Source organism: Lysinibacillus sp. OF-1, assembly GCF_028356935.1.
Taxonomy (GTDB): Bacteria; Bacillota; Bacilli; order Bacillales_A; family Planococcaceae; genus Lysinibacillus; species Lysinibacillus fusiformis_D.
Window position 1 is genome coordinate 813,432 of the sequence record NZ_CP102798.1, and the last position, 20,313, is coordinate 833,744.

Here is a 20,313-nt window from a genome sequence, read left to right on the forward strand (position 1 = left end):
GTGCAGTCTATATTGGGCTGCCCAAAAATCTTTCTATTGATCACATATGATAGGTGAAAATGGAAACGGTGATTTGAGGAGGCTTAGTATGCATTGGATTACCATTATTTTAATAGGAATTGCAGCGAATTTAGATAATTTGGGAATCGGCCTAGCTTATGGCGTCAAACAAGTTAAAATTCCGATTTTATCCAATGCTGTGATTGCTGTCATGTCAATGATTGTCACATACATCGCAGTAACAGCAGGCAGCACAGTTGTTGCGTATATTTCACCGCATACTGCCAATTTATTAGGCAGCTTGCTGTTGTGTATTATTGGGCTCTGGACTTTAATGTCCAATAATTTTTCTAAACAACAGATAGCTGGCAACCCTGAGTTATTTGATGAAGATAAAAACTTAGTGATTTCAACGCGAGAGGCAATGGCACTCGGCTTCGTTTTATCAGCGAACTGTTTAGCAGGGGGCATTGCTATTGGGGCAAATGGCATTTCGGCCCTTTGGACGGTCATATCGATTGGTGTGTTTTCGTTTATTACAGTGGGAGTGGGGAGTCAATGTGGCTCTTTACTATCAAAAACGTATATTGGTAAGCATTCAACTGCGATCTCAGGATGGCTGCTAATTATGATTGGCATTTTCGAGATTTTTGCTAAATGACATATGAAAACAATGGGTAACCCCCACACCATATGTAGATGGAGTATTTAATCTAGAAGTTGATTGGAACGAAGAGCAGCGACTCCAGCGGGAAAAGCGGGATGGACTGAACGGATGTTTTTTCTACGAAAGCGAAGCGACAGTAACGACGCAAGGGAAGCAGCTCGGCCCCGCCCGCGGAAAGCGTCCGCTCCTAGTGGAAATCAACGGCATTACTTTATTTCATCGAGTTTGTCTACAGCTTGAGAATATAACCATATTTTGGTTATATTCTTTTTATTAGGAGGAAAATTTGACATATTGAGGACGAATTTGGTTTAACGGTTGACATACACTGGTATCAACGATTATTCTTGGGAGTAGAATCGTAATTGAGAATAATTTTCGTTTAGGTGAAAGTGCTTTCATGAGGATATTTTTTCAATTATGATGTTTTACTATGACCAAGGGAGGCGTGCAATACATGAAGAAAATGCTCATGTTGATCATGCTTGTTAGTATTATTGTCGTTAACTTAGGGTTGACACAAGCATCTGCTCAACTGGCTGATGGCACACATTCGATAAAATATCAGGTCAATAAACCTGACAGTAACTCTGCATCCATTGCCAACGATTATTTTGTAAAACCAGCAAATGTAACAGTGAAAAATGGTACTGCTACAGTACAAATTACTTTAAAAAGCAGTGCGTGGATTACGAAATTTCAACCACCTGGTGGAGCAACTGTTGTGAGTGAAGATAAAGCAGCAGATACTCGCACTGTACAATTCACAGTTAATGATTTATCAAAACCAGTAGTAACAGCTATGAAAATTGATATTGATGATATTAATTATCACCATGAATACAGTGTATCGCTTGTATTTGATGCCGTATCGACTGCTAGCCCAGCTGCTACAACGCAACAAGCAACACAAAATGAATCAAAGTCACCCCAAGCATCTACTACAGAAAGTCAAGTGCCGAACCCACAGACAGGTGACGCAACACCTTATCTATTAATTGTTGCTTTAGTGGGATCAGCATTTTTACTTTATAAAAAAAAATACCAAACAAAAACGGAGGGTCAATAAATGACTAAAAAACGTCAATCTCGCGCAACTAAAATAGTACTAGCTTCATTGCTAGCGGCATCTCTTTCAGTCCCATCTTTTGCATCGGCAGCAGAGGTAGTAACTACAAATACTGAAGTGAAGGCAGAAGCAACAAAAGCTGACAAAACGGCAGCAGTTATCAATTTCCAAATCTTCAAACCTGGTACAACAGAAGCACAACCTGCTATTAGCTCTCATCTAGTACCACAGGGTTCAATCGTTGAAAAAGATGGAAAATTTGAAGCGAATTTAACGATTACAGCTAAATCAGCACCAATGATTGCAGGTCTACAAACAAAGCAAGGTGATAAATTTGTAGATGCTACAGAAGTGAAAAATAGTGATGGCACAATTACATACAGTTTCCCTGTTGTTGTTGATGAAGTAAAATCAGCAAAAATCCATGTGGTTGTTCCTTCTGCAAATATGGACAAATGGTATGATTTTGATTTAAAAGCAGTGAAAGAAGTAAAAGAAGAAGTAAAAGTGGATGAAGTAGCTGTTACTGTTTACAAAAATGGTACAACAGAAGAATCTATGATGAAACAATATATTGCACCGAAAGTAGGCGTTTCTGCTAAAGACGGTAAAAATATTGTGACAATGACATTCCCTCAAGGCCAATATGTACATGGTTTTACTGTAGAGGGGAAAGAAGCAACACTAGTGAAACAAGATGATGCTACAAATGCACGCACATACTCATTTGAAGTAGCAGATTTAAAGAAACTTGTGAATGCTCAATTACACATCGTTGTTAATGAACCAGCACAAGGTGTGAAGTATGACTCGAATCATACAGTACAATTTAGTTTTGCTGTCGAAGGTGCAGTAAAGCCAGTTATAAATCCATTTAAAGATATTAGTAAAGATGCGAATAAAGAAGCCATCCTATCACTTTACAGCTTAGGAATTGTTAAAGGACAAGACAACTTTAATCCAAACAATAACATTACACGTTCTCAATTTGCCTTAATGGTGGCACGTGCATTGAACGTCTCTTCTACAAAAGATGCAGGATTTAAAGATACAGGTAAGCTTAGTGCAGAAGCTGTTCAAGCTATAAATGCATTAGCGGAAGCTGGGATTGTTAAAAAAGCAACAAACTTTAATCCAAATGACACATTAACTCGTCAACAAGCAGCTGTGATGATTTACCGCACAGTAACACATGTAGCAGGTAAAGAAATGAACTTTGGCGACCCAAGTCTTTCTTACTATGCTGATGGGGCAAAAGTGAAAGATGAAGAAGCGAAAAAGGCCTTTGCACTTCTATATGCAGGTAAAGTGATGACTGGTTCACCTACTGCAGATGGTAAAACAGTTATTGATGCAAATAGCCCATTAAAACGTTCACATATGGCAAAAATTTTAAATGGTTCATTGCAATACATCAACAAATAATGATCTTCACAGCAACTTCCTTTCTCATATTGATGGGGAAGGAAGTTCCTGTGCTTTTAAAGAAATGGGAGGCTATGATGCAATGATTCTAAAAAAAAATAACCTTTGCATAGTGGCTGTTTGTACAATTTTATTAATCTTTTTTTCTCCATTCATTTTTCTAGAAGCAGAAGCAGAGGAATCTGTTATTGCAGATGGTAGTTATCAAGTTGAACTAAGTTTTTCTCCAATCGAAGGCTTTGAAGGAAGTATTTTCAAACAAGTAGCAACGCTCGCAGTTAAGGATGGGCAATATCAATTAACGATGAAACTTGAAGAACTCAATCCTATAAGAGATATACATATCGAGCAGCAAGGCAATGAGCTTTCTTTTACACTAGATAAAATAGAAAATTTAGTTCAGTTTGATGTTTTAGCCTTACAACAACCAATTGTCCTAAAGGGCAATATAGAGCTTGCAACAGAAGAACAATATGCTTCGTTTTCCCAAGAGCTTCGCCTCAAAGTGCAGACACTGTCACCAAATATTCCACAAGGTGAAGGTAATGAAGAAGTGGCTGAGGGAATAAATTCAGAAGGAACAATGGGCCAGGAATGGTCATTGGATTATGAGTTAATGGTAGATGGTAAACAAGAGCCCTCTATTATGAATAGCTATGTGAATCCAGTGGCAAAGGTGATCGAAAAAGATGGTAGATACTACGCACAAATGACGATTTTACAATCAGCTTGGATCACAGGATTAACGGTAGATTATAAAGGACAGCAAGTTGAACCTAAACTACTTTCACTTTTAGATAATGTACGAATCGTGGAATTTGAGGTTGAAGATTTAACACAACCATTACGATTGTGGGTGAAGGTCGATATTCCTGATATTTCTTATCATCATCAATATTTTGTTCAATTAGTATTTGATCCAGCACAGGTTGCAAAGATTTTAGATAAACCTTCAGAAGAAGTATCCTCCGAACCCAAAGACAGTGATAAAACAGCAGAAGTAGTAGGAAAAGAGCAAGTGCAAAAGCAAGTGCAAACGCCGTCGGAACAAAACAATGTGAAGAAGGAAGCGAACTCGGCTACATCGACAGTACCCACTACCCAATCGATGCTTGTTGTACCACAGGAAGAAAAACTAGCATTTGATCGGACACTGGATGAATCAGTGGACGAAGCAGAGGAAAACAAAAAAGAAGAGGTTGCCATTGATAAGGTAGTGAACCATTCTACGGCAAAGCAGCAGATTGAGCCGCTAAACATTGTAAAAATTATGTTGCTAATCGCTATTTGCCTTGTATCAGGTTGGTTACTCATTCGCCGTATTAAAAAAGCCAAAAAAGATCGTACTGAGCAGAAATAAGTAGGAGATGACATAATGAAAAAGGATTGGAAAATTGGGATACTGTTAATGACATTACTATCACTGCTTCTTGCTGCTTGTAGTGGCAGTGACAAACCAGCAACAAAGGATAAAACAGTTGCAGTAAGTGAACAAGCAGCTGAAGAGAGTGAGCAACGAATCATTGCTGGAACAGTTGTAGTGGCAGATATTCTAGATAAGTTGGAGCTTGACGCAATCGCAGTACCAGAAACGGAAAAGCAATTAGCCAAACGTTTTGAGGATTTGCCGACCATTGGTAATGCAATGGAGCCTGATATGGAAATTGTGAAATCATTGAATCCGACAGAAGTATTATCGGTATCGACTTTAGAGTACGATTTACAGGATAAGTTTAAACAGTTGAATATTCCTGTAGACTTTTTAAATTTACAAAGTGTTGATGCGATGTTAACGGAAATCAAAACACTTGGTGAACGCTATGATCGTGTAGCACAAGCTGAGGAATTAGTGCAGGATTTACAGAAAAATATGGAAGCTGTTCAAGGTGTTGCTGCGAATAAAGAGGGGCCTCGTGTCTTAATTTTACTTGGCATTCCAGGAAGCTATTTAGTCGCAACTGAAAACTCTTATGCAGGGGATCTTGTTAAACGAGCAGGAGGAATCAATGTCATGGAAGGGCAAGATGCTGAGTATTTATCTTCAAATACGGAGCATTTACATAGCAGTAATCCTGATATTATTTTACGCTTATCACATGGTATGCCTGATGAGGTTGTGAAAATGTTTGATGAGGAATTTAAAACAAATGATATTTGGAAACATTTCGATGCAGTGAAAAACGGTAAAGTGTATGATTTAGAGGAAGAATTATTCGGGACGACAGCCTCCTTACAGGTACCTCAAGCTTTAGGACAACTGATGGAAATCTTCTATCGTAAATAGTAACTAGAATTGTCGCTCGTATGATGTATTACTACTCGTCATAGAGCGTTTTTCTTATCCTGAGAGAATATAAACATAAAAAAAGGAAATCCAATATGACAAAAAGAATCGTCAGTTTTTTAATTGTAACTGTTTTATTACTAGTGACAATCGTTTATTCAGCTACAACAGGTAGTATAAAAATGGGCTTTTTCGAGTTTATAGGGGCATTATTTGAGGAAGGGAATAGCCAAATGGAGGCTATACGAGATTTAAGGTTTCCACGTATCATTGTGGCATTATTTGCAGGTGCAGCACTTTCAGTCTCTGGGGTGCTTTTACAATCCGTGATGCGTAATCCTTTGGCTGATGCTGGTGTCATTGGGATATCTTCTGGTGCAGCATTTGTACAGCTCTCTATCATTGCCTTTTTCCCCGCATTATTTTTTATGACACCTGTCTTAGCATTTATGGGTGGTGCATTGGCTTGTTCACTCGTATTTGCACTTTCATGGAAATCCGGCTTGAGTCCACTTAAATTGATCTTAGTCGGGATTGCCATTAACGCCATGTTTACAGGATTAACAGAGGCACTTATTAGCTTAGGTGGTTCCTTGAATACGTCAGCTTCCAGTGTGATCGGTTCTAATTTAACGATGCGTACATGGAAAGATGTCTCTACGATTGTGACCTATGGGACAATCGGATTAATTGGCGCATTTGCATTATATAGTTGGTGTAATTTGCTTGTTTTACAAGATAAAACAGTCAAAAGTTTAGGGTTTCAAGTAGCACGGGCACGCTTACTGATTGCCGCTGTCGCTGTTCTATTAGCGGCTGTTTCAGTTGTTGTGGCTGGAGTTATTTCGTTTGTGGGGCTATTAGTACCTCATATTGCACGCAGATTGGTTGGGCATGACCATCTTGTGCTTATTCCTTTTACAGCACTTGCTGGTGCCTTATTAATTTTAGTAGCAGACACGATTGGCCGGACAATTATTGCACCTATTGAAATTCCAGCCTCTACCATTATGGCAATCATAGGTGGTCCATTCTTAATATTCTTATTACGAAAAGAGTGACGAAATATGGATATACAAGACATCATTGTATCGCATGATAATACACGTAACCATTTAAATGGTGTTTCAACAACGATTGTCCAAGGGAAAATTACGACAATCATTGGCCCAAATGGCTGTGGGAAATCTACATTATTAAGTGTTATCTCTCGCCTTCATTCACCTAAATCAGGGACTGTCTCGTTAGAAAATAAAGATTTACTGCACTATAAGCCGAAAGAATTTGCTAAAAAACTGGCCATTGTGTATCAACAAAATGACATACCGAGAGATTTAACGATTGAAAAACTAGTTGGGTTTGGTCGTTTGCCACACCAAACAATGCTAAAAAAGAATCACGATGAGGACTCAAAAGCCATTGAATGGGCACTTGTCTGTACAAATTTACAGCATAAAGGTACAACAAGTTTAGAGGCGTTATCAGGTGGAGAGCGGCAGCGAGTGTGGATTGCTATGGCATTAGCACAACAGTCAGAAATATTATGTTTAGATGAGCCTACAACCTATTTGGATATATACTATCAAATAGAATTGCTAGAACTTGTGAAAACATTAAACGAGCAGCATGGTTTAACGATTATCATGGTACTACATGATATTAATCAAGCCATTCGCTATAGCGACCATATTATTTTGATGAAGGAAGGTCAAATTTTTGCAGAGGGTGTGCCACGTGATGTGATTACGAAAGATATGATTAAAGAAGTGTATGGAGTGGATGCAATCTTTAATGAAGATAAACAGCTTGGCTATTATATGATGCCAATGGGAATATAAGAAGGTAATCCGATGAAGAAGAAAGTATCCAAGTTGCTAACACTGCTATATTTAGGCATATTTTTATTTTCTGTTTTTTCACTTGCAAAGTATCTATATACGTACTACGAAACGTCAAAATCATTAAAAGAAGTACAGGATATTTATCAGGCCACATTAGCAGCTAATGAAGAACAACCAGCAGAACAAATCGAGGAGACAGAAACAACAAATGATGTATCAGCATTCACTATACGACCACAGTTCCTTGATTTATTGGCGATTAATCCTCAAATTATTGGGTGGATTTCAGTAGACGGAACAAAGCTGAATAATCCAATTTTACAAGCTGACAATAATGACTATTATTTAAATCATAACTTTAAAAATAAGGAGAGTCGTGCAGGCAGTGTTTTTATGGATTATCGAAATCAAATACTAGACATGAACAAAAATACGATTTTATATGGTCATGCCATGAAGAACGAGACGATGTTCGGTAGTTTAAAAAATTACTTAAAGCAAGACTATGCAGATGAGCATCCCATCCTATATCTTGATACCTTATATGAGGGCTATGATATTGAGGTTTTTGCTGCATATGAGACGACGATTGATTTCTATTATATTGAGACCGACTTTGCCAACAATGAAGCTTACCAAAACTTTATAGAGGAGATACAACAGCGATCTTCTATTCAGATGAATGTCGATCTAAGTCCAGACGATAAAATTTTGACGTTATCTACTTGTAAGGATGCGGTTTTAAGTGACGACCATCGCTTTGTCGTGCAAGGCAAGTTAGTCAAGCGTTGAGGGGAAGAAATGTAAAGGGTGAACCTTTAAGCTTGTTGGCAAGAATAGCTCCAACCTTGATTTTTCACAGCGAGTTGGAGCTTGCCTTCATCTCATTGTCACCTCTTCATATTTAAACCTTCATAAAAGCTTATATCAGTAGACAGAATGATCTCTACTGTCTGAAAGGATGTACCGATAATTTGGATATCCTTTTTTATTTTTAAAATTACTTGACGTAACTTGATTATTAATATATAGTAAGTTACAGAAAGTAATTGATCGCTTTTCGTAATCATAATGTTTAACCAATCGAGTAACTACAAATGTTTATCCAATTCTGTTTTGGGTAACATAAATACTGTAGTTGCTTCATATTTTAAAATATATCTCGAAATCGAGATAAAATCAACTTATTTGGAGGAATTTATAATGGCAAAATGGAACATTGATTTAGGACACTCAGCAGTAAACTTTCAAGTAAAACACATGATGGTATCAAAAGTTAAAGGCGTATTTGATAGCTATTCAGCTGATATTGAAGCGACAGACCTTGCAGACTTAACAACTGCTAACATTAACTTTACAATTGATCCAGCGAGTATTAATACACGTAGTGAAGATCGTGATAATCATTTAAAAGCAGAAGATTTCTTTGATGCTGAAAAATATCCAACAATTACATTTAAATCGACAAACATTGCTAAAAAAGCAGGAGATGAATATGCAGTAACTGGTGATTTAACAATTAAAGGCGTGACAAAGTCCGTAACGTTTGATACAGAATTCAATGGAAAAGGTACAAATCCATGGGGACAAGAAGTATATGGTTTTGAAGCTGAAACAACAATCAATCGTGAAGACTTTGGCCTAACTTGGAACGCAGCGTTAGAAACGGGTGGGGTTCTTGTTGGAAAAGATATTAAAGTAACTGTTGAATTAGAAATAAACCCAGCTTAAAAATAGATGATAGAGCATGCTTGAAGTAATTTTCAAGCATGCTTTTTATATAGAAAAATATAGACGTTTTTTAGTTAATCATTCTAGTAATGCTATTCTGTTAGAAATTACCATCAAATAAGTTTCTTGCATATTTTTAGTAATTACTGCATATAAATCATCATATTGTTTTTGGGGGCGATAGGATGAATGTATTAGTGACAGGTGGCTATGGTTTTATTGGCAGTGCCGTAGGTAGGCGTTTTTTCGAAGAAGGTGCAACAATTTATATTATTGATAATTTAAGTACGGGTCATTTACGAAATGTTGACTTTGAGCATAAATCCTATCTTTTAAATGTAGAGGATGAGGTTTGTGAGCATCTTTTTAAAGAAATACATTTTGATGTAGTCATCCATTGTGCGGCACAAACGAGCGTACAACAATCCATCCAAGAGCCAGTAAAGGATATTTTGACAAATATCGTTGGGCTAAGCCAAATGCTTTTTTTAGCTTCTAAGTATAATGTACAGCATTTTGTTTTTGCTTCGTCAGCATCGGTGTATGGAGATAGTCATTATCCGCCATTAGAAGAAACAGATGTCTGTGAACCGATATCTATGTATGGACTCAATAAGAGCATTGGGGAAACCTACTGTGAGAAATGGCATAAAGATTATCGTTTACCTATTCTCATCTACAGATTTGCTAATGTTTTTGGTCCAAGGCAACAAATGCAGGGGGAAGCAGCAGTGATCCCAAGTATGCTAAAAAGCAGTATGGCAGGCAAGCCTTTTACGATTTATGGTGACGGTGAACAAACACGAGATTTCATTTATGTCGATGATATTGCAGATGCTATTTACGCTGGTGTATCTGCCCGTTTGCAAGGCACGTATAATGTATCCACAAATGAAGCTTGGTCTATTCACCAAGTCATCTTACTGCTGCAACATTTAAATCACCCACTTGAAATTCAATATGCCCCTGCACGAGAAGGAGATATCGAACATTCATTTTTAAATAACGACAAATTAGCCAAGGCCATTGGCTGGAGGCCAAAAACTTCTTTTGCAGAAGGAATCGAACGTACATTGCATGCATTACAAAATGAAAAACTAGCAGAAATTCAACAAAATAGTGGCTAAAGGGCATTTAAATTATGTAGGCATATTACATCGTGTAATATGTCTTTTTCTATGTCTATAGTATAATAATTCATTAAAGAAATGGTTGTGGACGGAGGCTTATTGATGCTTGTAGATTTTAGAGTGAAAAATTGTTTAAGTTATAAAGATGATACGTTATTTTCAATGGTAGCGGGCAGCCGTCTGCGAAAATGGAAGGATACTCATACCATTCAATTTGATTCACTTCGACTTGTGAAAAGTGCATTTATTTTTGGACCAAATGGTAGTGGGAAATCCAATCTTTTTACGGCTATTAAAGTATTACGTACTTTGCTTTTTAATTTTGAAAATTTAAATAATGTTAAGCAGTTACGTTTACCCTATCAACCGTTTAAGTTAGGAAGACAGCAGGGCACACCAACAGAGTTTATGATATCGCTTTTTTTAGATGGTGCTCTTTATGATTATGAAATACAGTACAATGCTTCTCAAGTTCTCTATGAGCGTCTTGTGAAGACGAACAAGTTGCAAAAAGAAGAGCTGTTTGTCAGACAATGGGATGGTACACAATATTCATATGAAACAGCTCAAACGAGTGCACAGGAGCTGACAAAATATACACGTAACAATACGGCCTTTTTGTCTGTCTTGCATGTTTTTAATGATTCAGATGCTTTAAAGATATTCGATTGGTTTTTACATAAAATTCTATTTCTTGATGAAGCAAATCGGTTATCAAGTCATCCTCTAATTCGTAAACTTGAAGAGAAGCCCTTTAAAAAAGAAGTGATCAAACTCCTTAAAATTGCAGACCTATCCATTCAAGATGTCACGGCCAGACGTGTGGAACGTCGAGAGAAAAATACAATTGGTTATGAGTATGAATCGTCTGAGGTGATTCAAGAAGTAGATATTGACCTACATTACTTATCATTTGATGAAGCAGGTGCACCGATAGGAACGGAAACGATTAATTGGACAATGGATTCGAAAGGCACAGTACGAATGCTACATTTAGCATGCGTGATGGTGGATGCTTATAATAAAGGAAAAACGATTTTTATAGACGAATTCGATACGGCATTCCATGTGTCGATTTGTGAGTTTTTAATGGCCATTATGAACAGCAAACGCAATCGAAATAATCAATTTATCGTGACAAGTCATGAAATAGAATTGCTAGATCAGCCATTGCGTTCAGATCAAATTTGGTTTGTTAATAAAAGCTTTAAAAATGAATCAGAGCTTTACTCTTTATTTGATTTTGCAGATTTACAAAAGAAGCGTGGAGATCTTTCTTATGCGAAACGCTATATAAAAGGTGAGTTTGGTGCAATGCCTGTTATCAATGAGTATTTATCTGAACAATATTTAGAAGAAGCGGAGGTATCTGAGCCTTGAGAGTACGTCAACAAGGGAGCCGAACACTGCGTAAAACGATTTTAATTTATTGTGAAGGTGAGACAGAACGTATTTATTTTGAACAAATGCGTATATTAAAGCGCTCTAAAATGGTTAGTGTCAAAATAAAAAACGTTAAACGTTCAGCTATTAAGCTTGCTCAACATGCTTATCGAGATTCCAGCTATCAATATTTTGATGAGGTTTGGATTGTTTTTGATAAGGATGACTTAACCGAAAAGCAATTAGAGGAAGTCAATCAATTTTGCGAGGAAAAAAATATTCGCATTGCCTATACCAATGAAGCATTTGAATTGTGGCTACTCCTGCATTTTGAGGAAGTCGACAGTTCAGAAAAGTATCCTCGTGCTGTCTTGAATGACAAGATGGAACAGCATCTTGGCGTAAGTCGTTATTTCCGTCACAAGGCAGATGAATCCATTATTGCCCCCATCGCATTACGACATGAGGTAGCGATTAAAAATTGTACAGACATGATGGCTCTTCGAAAGACGGAGAGCCGCGACAACCCTTACTGTAACATACATGAAATGATACGATACATATTTTAAGCGTGAGTAGGTTTTCTATTTCCAAATAGAGACCTGCTTTTTTATTTTTACACAATGCATTGTCGAAATGAAAGCATGTTTATTTTTCCAAAACATATAGTGTATATGGAGCGAAAGTAGTAAATAGATGAAAGGGGATTGTGTGGATAACTCAAAGTCGAATCAACGCAAAAATCTAGAGGAGAATGCCAAGGATCAGCAACTAGAGCCATTCCGTGTCGAGAATGAAGGCACGAGAATGACAACCAATCAGGGGCTAAGGGTGTCCAATGATGAGGATTCGCTTAAGGCAGGCGTTCGTGGGCCAACAATTATGGAGGATTTTCATCTTAGAGAAAAAATTACCCATTTTGATCATGAACGTATTCCAGAGCGCGTCGTACATGCCAGAGGTTTTGCAGCACATGGCGAGTTTGAATTGTATGAATCCATGGCAGAGTATACGAAGGCGAAATTTTTGCAGGATCCGAAAAAGAAAACACCTGTGTTTGTCAGGTTTTCAACAGTGGTAGGGAGCTTAGGATCGATGGACACAGCTCGTGATGTACGCGGATTTGCAACGAAATTTTATACGGATGAAGGAAATTATGATTTAGTCGGTAATAATATTCCTGTCTTTTTTATTCAGGATGCCATTAAGTTTCCCGATTTAATTCATGCCGTAAAGCCTGAGCCACACAATGATATGCCACAAGCAGCCTCTGCACACGATACCTTTTGGGATTTTGTAGCCAATAATCAGGAAATTGCGCATATGGTGATGTGGGTGATGTCTGACCGTGCCATTCCGCGAAGCTTTCGTATGATGGAAGGTTTCGGCGTGCATACATTCCGCTTCGTCAATGACAAGGGAAGATCGAGATTTGTCAAATTCCATTGGAAGCCTGTACTCGGTGTACATTCTCTTGTTTGGGATGAAGCCCAGATAATTGCTGGGAAGGACCCCGATTTTCAGCGACGGGATTTATGGGAAGCCATCGAAATTGGCGATTATCCAGAGTTTGAGTTAGCTGTCCAAATTCTTGAACCTGAAGATGAATTTAAATTTGATTTTGATATTTTAGATGCGACAAAGCTTTGGCCAGAGGAAATAGTGCCAGTGAAGAAGATTGGCAAAATGACCTTAAATCGTAATGTGGATAATGTCTTTGCTGAAACAGAGCAAGTTGCCTTCCACCCAGGTAGCGTTGTACCAGGCATAGACTTTACGAATGATCCCCTGTTACAGGGACGATTATTTTCATACTTAGACACACAGTTAATCCGTCTAGGTGGACCAAACTTTGCAGAAATCCCCATTAATCGACCGATTTGCCCAGTGCATAACAATCAGCGGAATGGCTTTAGTCGACAGACCATTAATTTAGGAAGAGTGAGTTATCATAAAAATTCGCTGGCTAATAATACACCCGCCACTTCTACTGCAAGGGAAGGGGGATATGTTCATTATGAGGAAAAGGTTGAGGGACGCATCACAAGAGCGCGCAGTAAATCCTTTGATGATCATTTTTCACAAGCACGACTCTTTTGGAACAGTATGTCCCCGCCTGAAAAACAACATATTATAGAGGCATTTAGCTTCGAGGTAGGAAAAGTGAAGAGTAAATCAGTTCGTCAGCAAGTTGTGGATATGTTTGTCCATGTAGATAAAGCAATGGCTACAACAGTGGCAGACAATGTTGGCGTTAATCGCCCTACAGGAGAACAGTCCAAGGTCACAGCCTCCTCACCAGCACTTAGTCAAGCCAATACCATTAAATTGCCTTACACACTTAAGGTCGGAGTCTTAATTGGCGATGGCTTTGATGCAAATGAGGTCGGTGAAGTATTGAAATATTTAACAAGGCAAGGTGTACGCTACAGCATTATCTCCGATCGACTAGGTGTTGTGACAGGGAATAATGGGGTTCAATTAACGGCTACTGACACATTTATCACAACCGATGCTGTATTATTCGACTCGTTATATGTTGTTGGGGTAAAGGCAAGCAATCAAGCGAAATTCAATACTTATATCGTCAATTATATCAATGAAGCATATCGTCACTTTAAGCCAATAGGATTTGCTGCTACTGGCACAACTTTCTTCAATATGTCCAATGCAAACGTAGGCCCTGGCATTGTGTTAGCAACAGGTAACAAGGATTTCGCTAAAAAGTTCGTAGCAGCCATTGCCCAGCAACGATTTTGGCAACGAAATATCTATTAAATAGATCGGTGAGTAGTGAATACTTTCAGAACGAAGAGAAATACTCGCGGAACGGAGAGAAATACTCGCGGAACGAAGAGAAATACTCGCGGAACGAAGAGAAATACTCGCGGAACGAAGAGAAATACTCGCGGAACGAAGAGAAATACTCGCGGAACGGAGAGAAATACTCGCGGAACGGAGAGAAATACTCGCGGAACGAGAAGTGAAATACTCGCGGAACGGAGTGAAAACTCTCGGAACGAGAAGTGAAATACTCACAAAAGGTAAGTAAATATTGTGCATGTCAAAAGGCCTTTCATTGAATGAGAGGCTTTTCCTCTGTCTGTCATTGCATTCAAATTTTGCGAATGATATGGTGATACATGAGGTGAAAATTATGGAAAAATTTGATATTGCTATCATTGGAGCGGGACCAGGTGGTTATGTGGCTGCCATACATGCAGCGAAACATGGCAAAAAGGTTGCTCTCATCGAACGGGATAAGCTAGGGGGAGCCTGTTATAATGTTGGCTGCATTCCTTCAAAAATTTTATTAGAGCATAGTAAGCTTGTACAGGAAATTAAACGAGGGACGAGCTGGGGAATTGCAGTGCCTCAAGTGGAAATTCATTTTCCTCGATTGATGCAGCGAAAAGATACAATTATTCAAGAGCTGTTAAACAATATTGAGCACTATATTGTCAGCAATCAGATTACTTTATATCGTGGTGAGGCCTCTGTCGCAAAGGATTTAACGATTACAATTGGGAATGAGACGATAATGGCTACAGATATTATTTTAGCGACAGGCAGTAAACCATTTGTCCCCCCATTTGAGGGTTTAGCAACTTCGACCTATTTTACAACGGATACATTTTTTGATATAGACGAGTTACCAGCTCAATTAACCATTATTGGGGGTGGGGTAATTGCAGTTGAAATGGCCTTTAGTTTAGCGCCACTTGGTACAAAGGTAACGTTACTGAATCATAGTGAGGACATATTACAAACGGAAGAGGCTGAAGCAAGACCGCTGATTCGAGAAAAAATGAAAAAACTTAATATCGAGCTTGTGACAGATTTCAAGTTTGAAAAGTTTGAAGGCAATAGCATCCATACATCTAAAGGTGCTTATACATATGAAAATCTCTTATTTGCAACTGGTCGTCGTCCCAATACAGAAATCGCTCAGCAATTAGGCTTAACTTTAGATGGTCGATTAATTGCAGTGGATGAACATTTACAGACAAGTCAGCCACATGTTTATGCCATAGGTGACTTAGTAGATGGTTATCAGCTAGCGCATTCTGCCAGTGCTGAAGGCATTTACGTTGTCGATTATATTGTGGGCAAACAGCCAACATCAATTGACCAAACTTCAATTCCTCGTTGCGTTTATACACATCCGGAAATTGCTACATTTGGTTTATTAGAGGAGCAGGTCACAATACCTTACACCGTAACCAAAATGCCACTACAGACAAATCCTAAGGCATTAATGGAGGGGAATACAGAAGGCTTTGTGAAGTTAATTGCAGCAGAGGAAAGTGGTCAAATTTTAGGTGCATGTGTTGTAGCCGATGGTGCCACAGAAATGCTTAATGCTATATTGGCAACAAAAAATGCAGGTGGTACAGCCCAATCACTTGCGCAGATGATCTTCCCACATCCAACGGTGTCGGAGCATATTGGAGATGCCGCAAAGGCTGTTTTTGGGAAAGCAATTCACCAATCATAAAAAAGCTATTGACATTCAGAGAATTTATGTTAGATTAATTTTATAAGAATACTTGGTATTAGAGTTGACTAGGCAACTAGAGGCTTCTATTTTACAAAACGGTAATCCGCCTGATTGTAAAATAGAAGCCTTTTTTAATGACAATGATTAAAAGGAGTGGGAAAAATGACAAAAGCAGTTATTTTGAATGGGAGCAATTCGAAAAATTCTAGAGTTACAGCCATTCATGAAAAGGTGGAAAATCATTTTATTGCGCGAGGAATAGAGGTACATTCCAATTATGTACATGAACTACCAGCTACCGATTTACTCACTGCCAATTTTGCCAGTAAGGAAATCCAAGCAGAAAATGCGCATGTTGAGGAAGCTGATTTTATTGTCATACTAACCCCTATTTATAAAGCTTCCTATACAGGTATTTTGAAGACCTACTTGGATTTACTGCCTCAAAAAGCCTTGCTTGGGAAGATCGTACTTCCTATTGCTGTAGGAGGTTCAATCGGTCATTTATTGGCATTAGAATATGCATTAAAGCCAGTTTTAGCTGTGCTTGGAGCAACATCAATTACCCATTCTGTTTATATTGTGGATAAACAAATTATTCGCCTTGAGGAAGGTGGCTTTGCGATTGAAGAAGAGGCTAGCAGCAGATTGGAAGCGGTGTTAGAACAATTACAGAAAGTGTTAATCGTTAATTAACGTGGTAAAAGCGCATTATAGGGGCATCCTATAATGCGCTTTCTTTAATTGATTTCAACATTTTCTTCATTCTCCATAGGTATTGTAGAGAGATATAAAAAAGCTTCATCTTGCAATAGCAATAATTTTTCTTCACAAATTCCGTGTGATAATGGTCCAGAAAATATGGACTCCCACCATGTCCCAGTTGTTGTTGTCATTCATCTACGCCCCCATTTCAGTTTTAATATGTAGTTGTATATTTCCCGAGATAAAAAAACTAAAACATTTCATTTTCACATAAAGCCATTTCACCCCCGATGCAGAAAGAGGATTTTTGTCCTCCGATGTTGTATCGTATAGACAATGATAGTTTGTTTCAAAATGAAAAAACTATGTATGGCATTTTAAAAAAAGGGGTGCTTTATTGATGAATTTTACGTCACAAGATGTGGAAAATATGATTACAGAGCAGCGTCAATTTTATTTTTCTCGTGCAACAAAAAGTGTAAAGTTTCGAAAAGAACAATTAAAAAAGTTAAAAAATTCCATTTTAAAATACGAAAAAGACATCTTGAATGCGCTGTATTTAGATCTTCGTAAAAGCGAATTTGAAGCATATGCAACTGAAATTGGCATTGTTTTAGATAGTATTTCATATATGGTAAAGCATGTAGAAGAATGGATGGAGCCAGAAGCAGTTAAAACACCGATACAATATCAAATGGGCAAAAGCTTCATTGTTCGTGAACCCTATGGTGTCACATTAATTATTGGACCGTTTAATTATCCATTTCAACTAGTTATGGAACCATTAATTGGTGCCATTGTTGGAGGGAACACAGCAATTGTCAAGCCGTCAGAAGCGTCTGTCCATACAGCAGCTATTGTGAAAAAAATAATTGAAGAAACGTTCCATTCCTCCTATGTACGTGTGGTAGAAGGTGAAAAAGAAGAAGTAACAGCTCTTATTCATGCGTCCTTTGATTACATTTTCTTTACAGGCAGTGTAGCTGTTGGAAAAGTGATAGCAAAGGCAGCAGCAGAACGTTTGACACCAATTGCTTTAGAGCTTGGTGGAAAAAGTCCAGCGATTGTCGATCAAACTGCAAACTTAGAAGTAGCAGCAAAGCGGATTGTATGGGGTAAATTTACAAATACTGGGCAAACATGTGTGGCCCCCGATTATTTACTTGTTCATAAAGATGTTTATGACCGTTTTATGAAAATCTTAAAAGAAACGATCCGATCGTTTTATGGCAAAAATCCTTTAAAAAGCCCTGATTACGGACGTATTGTGAATTTGAGACAATTCGATCGTTTACAACAAATTATCAAGGAAGAACGAGATGCCATTACATTTGGCGGCCGAATTGATCGTGATGATTTATATGTTGAGCCAACAATCATCGAGTATGTAAAATGGACAAGTACATCTATGCAGGAAGAACTCTTTGGTCCTATTTTACCTGTTATGATGTATAATGAGTTACCACTGGCGATTCATCAAATTCGTCAATTACCAAAGCCTTTGGCGGCATATTTCTTCTCAGAACATGAAAAGGCCATACAATACTTTTTGGAGGAATTACCCTCCGGTGGTGGATGTATAAACGATACTATCACCCATGTTGGAAATTTACATTTACCATTTGGTGGTGTTGGACCATCTGGTGTGAAAGCGTACCATGGCAAAGCAAGCTTTGAAAACTTTACACATCCTAAATCCATTTTAAAGAAGTCCTCTAAGCTTGAGACAAATGTATTGTTCCCACCATATAAACAAAAAGTGAAAATTGTGCGGTCCATTATGAAATAGAAATTAGAAGGGAGATATCTTAGGATGTCTCCCTTGAAAAATAACCTCTTTGTCCTCAAAAAATCTTCCTAATTATGTCGAAAATCGTCGATTTGTGATTATAAATGAAAATTTCGAAGAAAACATAATTATTTCTTTAAATGAAAGCGTTTTCGTTGAAAAAACACATCTGAGGCATTTTATTTATCATGAAATAAGTAGTAAAATAAGTTCAATAGAACGTGGGGGTATTCATCTTGTCGTTTTTTGTCGAGTAATCAAAAATGATGATATGGGTGTAGAGATTGATTGGAGGACTATGAAATGTATGCAGAGGAATTGTTAAGCGCATTACCTTTGAAAAAAATAATTGGCGTGTTGCCAGATCAAGTTAGTGATATTGTAATTGACTCAAGAAGTGTGCAACCAAATAGCATGTTTGTTTGTATCAAAGGTTACACAGTGGATGGGCATGATTATGCGCAAAAGGCAGTGGATGGTGGCGCAACAATCGTTGTAACAGAACGTCAATTACCGTTAGGAGAGACAATTGCACAAGTGATTGTCAGAGATACAGATCGTGCGGTAGGCTTATTAGCCGCAAAGTTTTTTGATTATCCTTCTAAGGATATAACGATGATTGGAGTAACCGGAACGAATGGTAAAACATCCGTAACAGGAATTATTCAAAATATCATGCATGGTATGGGCGAAAAATCTGCTTTATCCGGCACAATCGGTTTTAATTTAAATGGTATTTTATATGAATCTGCCAATACAACGAGTGATGCGTTATCGACACAACAAATGATTTTCCGAGCAAAAATGGAAGGTTGTCGTTTAATGACGATGGAAGTTTCATCACATGGCTTAGCACTTGGACGTTTAGCAGGCGTTGATTATGATATCGCTATTTTCACAAATCTAACACATGATCATCTTGATTTCCATGGTACGATGGAGGAATATGGCCATGCTAAAGGCTTATTATTTTCCCAACTTGGACAAGATTTAGAAAAGAGCAAATTTGTTGTCTTAAATGCTGATGATGCATGGTCAGAGCGCTATGCCGCAATGACACCATTTCCAGTGTGGACATATGGTTTAAAAAATGAAAAGGCCGATTTCCGTGCCATTAACTGTGAATATCACGACTATATGACTTTGTTTGATGTGGAAATGCCAGAAGGGATTTATCGTGTAAAAATGAATTTGCTTGGTGAATTTAATATTTACAATGTGTTGGCAGCTATGATTGCATTTTACGGTCGTGGGTATTCTATGGAGTCCATTATTGAGCAAATAGAGCAACTACCGCCAGTTAAAGGTCGTATGGAGAAAGTTTGTTCAGATTTACCTGTACAAATTTTTATTGATTATGCCCATACACCAGATGCAATTGAAAAAGCGATTGAAGCGGCACAGCCTTATAAAAAGGGTAAGCTGATTTTCTTAGTTGGAACAGGTGGCAATCGTGATAAATCGAAACGTCCTGCGATGGCTGAAAAAGCGTCTGCTGCAGAATATGTCATTTTGACGACAGATGATCCACGCTATGAGGACTATGATAGCATTACGGGCGATCTTGCCAAAGGGATGCTTCATGACCATTATGCTTGTATCGGGGATCGGGCAGAGGCAGTACGTCATGCCATTGAGGTTGCCGAACCAGGAGATATGATTATTTTTGCTGGTAAAGGTCATGAGGATTATCAAATTATTGAAGATACAAAATTTCCACATAGTGATGCAGAAATTGCAATAGAAGCTGGCCGATTAAAATTTGTTTAATGAAAAATTAAATGTTAG

General features: G+C 38.0%; 18 protein-coding genes. 17 read left to right on the forward strand and 1 reads right to left on the reverse strand.

The features are described from left to right. The first annotated feature begins 88 nt into the window (after positions 1 to 88). The 15 genes from NV349_RS03770 to ssuE all read left to right on the forward strand — a co-directional run bounded on the left by NV349_RS03770 (position 89) and on the right by ssuE (position 16,727). Complete coding sequence (locus tag NV349_RS03770; RefSeq protein ID WP_036126492.1) at positions 89 to 661, forward strand: manganese efflux pump; 573 nt, start codon at positions 89 to 91, stop codon at positions 659 to 661. Positions 662 to 1,124: 463 nt separating this feature from the next. After that, a complete protein-coding gene (gene isdC, locus NV349_RS03775) occupies positions 1,125 to 1,736 on the forward strand; it encodes a heme uptake protein IsdC (protein ID WP_231745045.1) in 612 nt (203 codons plus the stop codon). Continuing rightward, on the forward strand, positions 1,737 to 3,161 hold the full coding sequence (locus tag NV349_RS03780) for an NEAT domain-containing protein (RefSeq protein WP_271912440.1): 1,425 nt from the start codon (positions 1,737 to 1,739) through the stop codon (positions 3,159 to 3,161). 82 nt (positions 3,162 to 3,243) lie between these two features. Next, positions 3,244 to 4,521, forward strand: a complete 1,278-nt coding sequence (locus NV349_RS03785) for an NEAT domain-containing protein (protein ID WP_271912441.1) — start codon at positions 3,244 to 3,246, stop codon at positions 4,519 to 4,521. 15 nt (positions 4,522 to 4,536) lie between these two features. Next, positions 4,537 to 5,445, forward strand: coding sequence for a heme ABC transporter substrate-binding protein IsdE (isdE, locus tag NV349_RS03790; protein ID WP_271912442.1), 909 nt, complete (start codon positions 4,537 to 4,539; stop codon positions 5,443 to 5,445). A gap of 95 nt (positions 5,446 to 5,540) precedes the next feature. Further along, positions 5,541 to 6,506 (forward strand): FecCD family ABC transporter permease, encoded by a 966-nt coding sequence (locus tag NV349_RS03795; protein ID WP_271912444.1) that lies wholly within the window; start codon positions 5,541 to 5,543, stop codon positions 6,504 to 6,506. A 6-nt stretch (positions 6,507 to 6,512) separates the two neighbouring features. Next, entirely contained in the window at positions 6,513 to 7,283 is a 771-nt protein-coding gene (locus NV349_RS03800; RefSeq protein ID WP_271912445.1) for an ABC transporter ATP-binding protein, read from the forward strand. A 12-nt stretch (positions 7,284 to 7,295) separates the two neighbouring features. After that, on the forward strand, positions 7,296 to 8,078 hold the full coding sequence (gene srtB / locus NV349_RS03805; protein WP_036126477.1) for a class B sortase: 783 nt from the start codon (positions 7,296 to 7,298) through the stop codon (positions 8,076 to 8,078). Positions 8,079 to 8,489: 411 nt separating this feature from the next. Next, entirely contained in the window at positions 8,490 to 9,017 is a 528-nt protein-coding gene (locus NV349_RS03810; protein ID WP_036126475.1) for a YceI family protein, read from the forward strand. Positions 9,018 to 9,202: 185 nt separating this feature from the next. Then, positions 9,203 to 10,144, forward strand: coding sequence for an NAD-dependent epimerase/dehydratase family protein (locus NV349_RS03815; protein WP_036126473.1), 942 nt, complete (start codon positions 9,203 to 9,205; stop codon positions 10,142 to 10,144). Positions 10,145 to 10,249: 105 nt separating this feature from the next. Then, a complete protein-coding gene (locus tag NV349_RS03820) occupies positions 10,250 to 11,527 on the forward strand; it encodes an AAA family ATPase (protein ID WP_058844161.1) in 1,278 nt (425 codons plus the stop codon). Then, entirely contained in the window at positions 11,524 to 12,099 is a 576-nt protein-coding gene (locus NV349_RS03825) for an RloB family protein (RefSeq protein WP_036126467.1), read from the forward strand. Before NV349_RS03820 ends, NV349_RS03825 begins: the two co-directional genes overlap by 4 nt. 127 nt (positions 12,100 to 12,226) lie before the next feature. Beyond that, positions 12,227 to 14,308: a catalase gene (locus NV349_RS03830; protein WP_170829776.1), complete on the forward strand. Its 2,082-nt coding sequence runs from the start codon at positions 12,227 to 12,229 to the stop codon at positions 14,306 to 14,308. Positions 14,309 to 14,687: 379 nt separating this feature from the next. Further along, positions 14,688 to 16,028, forward strand: coding sequence for a dihydrolipoyl dehydrogenase (lpdA, locus tag NV349_RS03835; protein ID WP_271912448.1), 1,341 nt, complete (start codon positions 14,688 to 14,690; stop codon positions 16,026 to 16,028). 165 nt (positions 16,029 to 16,193) lie between these two features. Beyond that, the gene (gene ssuE, locus NV349_RS03840; RefSeq protein WP_271912449.1) at positions 16,194 to 16,727 is read left to right on the forward strand and encodes an NADPH-dependent FMN reductase; all 534 of its coding nucleotides are present in this window, start codon (positions 16,194 to 16,196) and stop codon (positions 16,725 to 16,727) included. Between the two features lie 44 nt (positions 16,728 to 16,771). Here ssuE and NV349_RS03845 read toward each other — a convergent pair whose 3' ends face one another. Beyond that, positions 16,772 to 16,927, reverse strand: a complete 156-nt coding sequence (locus NV349_RS03845) for a hypothetical protein (RefSeq protein WP_186436192.1) — start codon at positions 16,925 to 16,927, stop codon at positions 16,772 to 16,774. Between the two features lie 209 nt (positions 16,928 to 17,136). Here NV349_RS03845 and NV349_RS03850 point away from each other — a divergent pair, with 209 nt between their 5' ends. Both NV349_RS03850 and NV349_RS03855 read left to right on the forward strand, forming a co-directional pair. Continuing rightward, on the forward strand, positions 17,137 to 18,525 hold the full coding sequence (locus tag NV349_RS03850; protein ID WP_271912450.1) for an aldehyde dehydrogenase: 1,389 nt from the start codon (positions 17,137 to 17,139) through the stop codon (positions 18,523 to 18,525). Between the two features lie 303 nt (positions 18,526 to 18,828). Further along, on the forward strand, positions 18,829 to 20,295 hold the full coding sequence (locus NV349_RS03855; RefSeq protein WP_036125930.1) for a UDP-N-acetylmuramoyl-L-alanyl-D-glutamate--2,6-diaminopimelate ligase: 1,467 nt from the start codon (positions 18,829 to 18,831) through the stop codon (positions 20,293 to 20,295). Positions 20,296 to 20,313: the final 18 nt, after the last annotated feature.

Excerpts from the sequence above, each read along its gene's own strand:
- NV349_RS03830 (WP_170829776.1), top strand. The coding sequence starts at position 12,227 with ATGAAAGGGGATTGTGTGGATAACTCAAAGTCGAATCAACGCAAAAAT.
- NV349_RS03815 (WP_036126473.1), top strand. The coding sequence starts at position 9,203 with ATGAATGTATTAGTGACAGGTGGCTATGGTTTTATTGGCAGTGCCGTA.
- isdE (WP_271912442.1), top strand. The coding sequence starts at position 4,537 with ATGAAAAAGGATTGGAAAATTGGGATACTGTTAATGACATTACTATCA.
- NV349_RS03770 (WP_036126492.1), top strand. The coding sequence starts at position 89 with ATGCATTGGATTACCATTATTTTAATAGGAATTGCAGCGAATTTAGAT.
- isdC (WP_231745045.1), top strand. The coding sequence starts at position 1,125 with ATGAAGAAAATGCTCATGTTGATCATGCTTGTTAGTATTATTGTCGTT.
- NV349_RS03850 (WP_271912450.1), top strand. The coding sequence starts at position 17,137 with ATGAATTTTACGTCACAAGATGTGGAAAATATGATTACAGAGCAGCGT.
- NV349_RS03795 (WP_271912444.1), top strand. The coding sequence starts at position 5,541 with ATGACAAAAAGAATCGTCAGTTTTTTAATTGTAACTGTTTTATTACTA.
- NV349_RS03810 (WP_036126475.1), top strand. The coding sequence starts at position 8,490 with ATGGCAAAATGGAACATTGATTTAGGACACTCAGCAGTAAACTTTCAA.
- srtB (WP_036126477.1), top strand. The coding sequence starts at position 7,296 with ATGAAGAAGAAAGTATCCAAGTTGCTAACACTGCTATATTTAGGCATA.
- NV349_RS03820 (WP_058844161.1), top strand. The coding sequence starts at position 10,250 with ATGCTTGTAGATTTTAGAGTGAAAAATTGTTTAAGTTATAAAGATGAT.
- NV349_RS03785 (WP_271912441.1), top strand. The coding sequence starts at position 3,244 with ATGATTCTAAAAAAAAATAACCTTTGCATAGTGGCTGTTTGTACAATT.
- NV349_RS03845 (WP_186436192.1), bottom strand. The coding sequence starts at position 16,927 with ATGACAACAACAACTGGGACATGGTGGGAGTCCATATTTTCTGGACCA.
- NV349_RS03780 (WP_271912440.1), top strand. The coding sequence starts at position 1,737 with ATGACTAAAAAACGTCAATCTCGCGCAACTAAAATAGTACTAGCTTCA.
- lpdA (WP_271912448.1), top strand. The coding sequence starts at position 14,688 with ATGGAAAAATTTGATATTGCTATCATTGGAGCGGGACCAGGTGGTTAT.
- NV349_RS03855 (WP_036125930.1), top strand. The coding sequence starts at position 18,829 with ATGTATGCAGAGGAATTGTTAAGCGCATTACCTTTGAAAAAAATAATT.
- NV349_RS03800 (WP_271912445.1), top strand. The coding sequence starts at position 6,513 with ATGGATATACAAGACATCATTGTATCGCATGATAATACACGTAACCAT.
- ssuE (WP_271912449.1), top strand. The coding sequence starts at position 16,194 with ATGACAAAAGCAGTTATTTTGAATGGGAGCAATTCGAAAAATTCTAGA.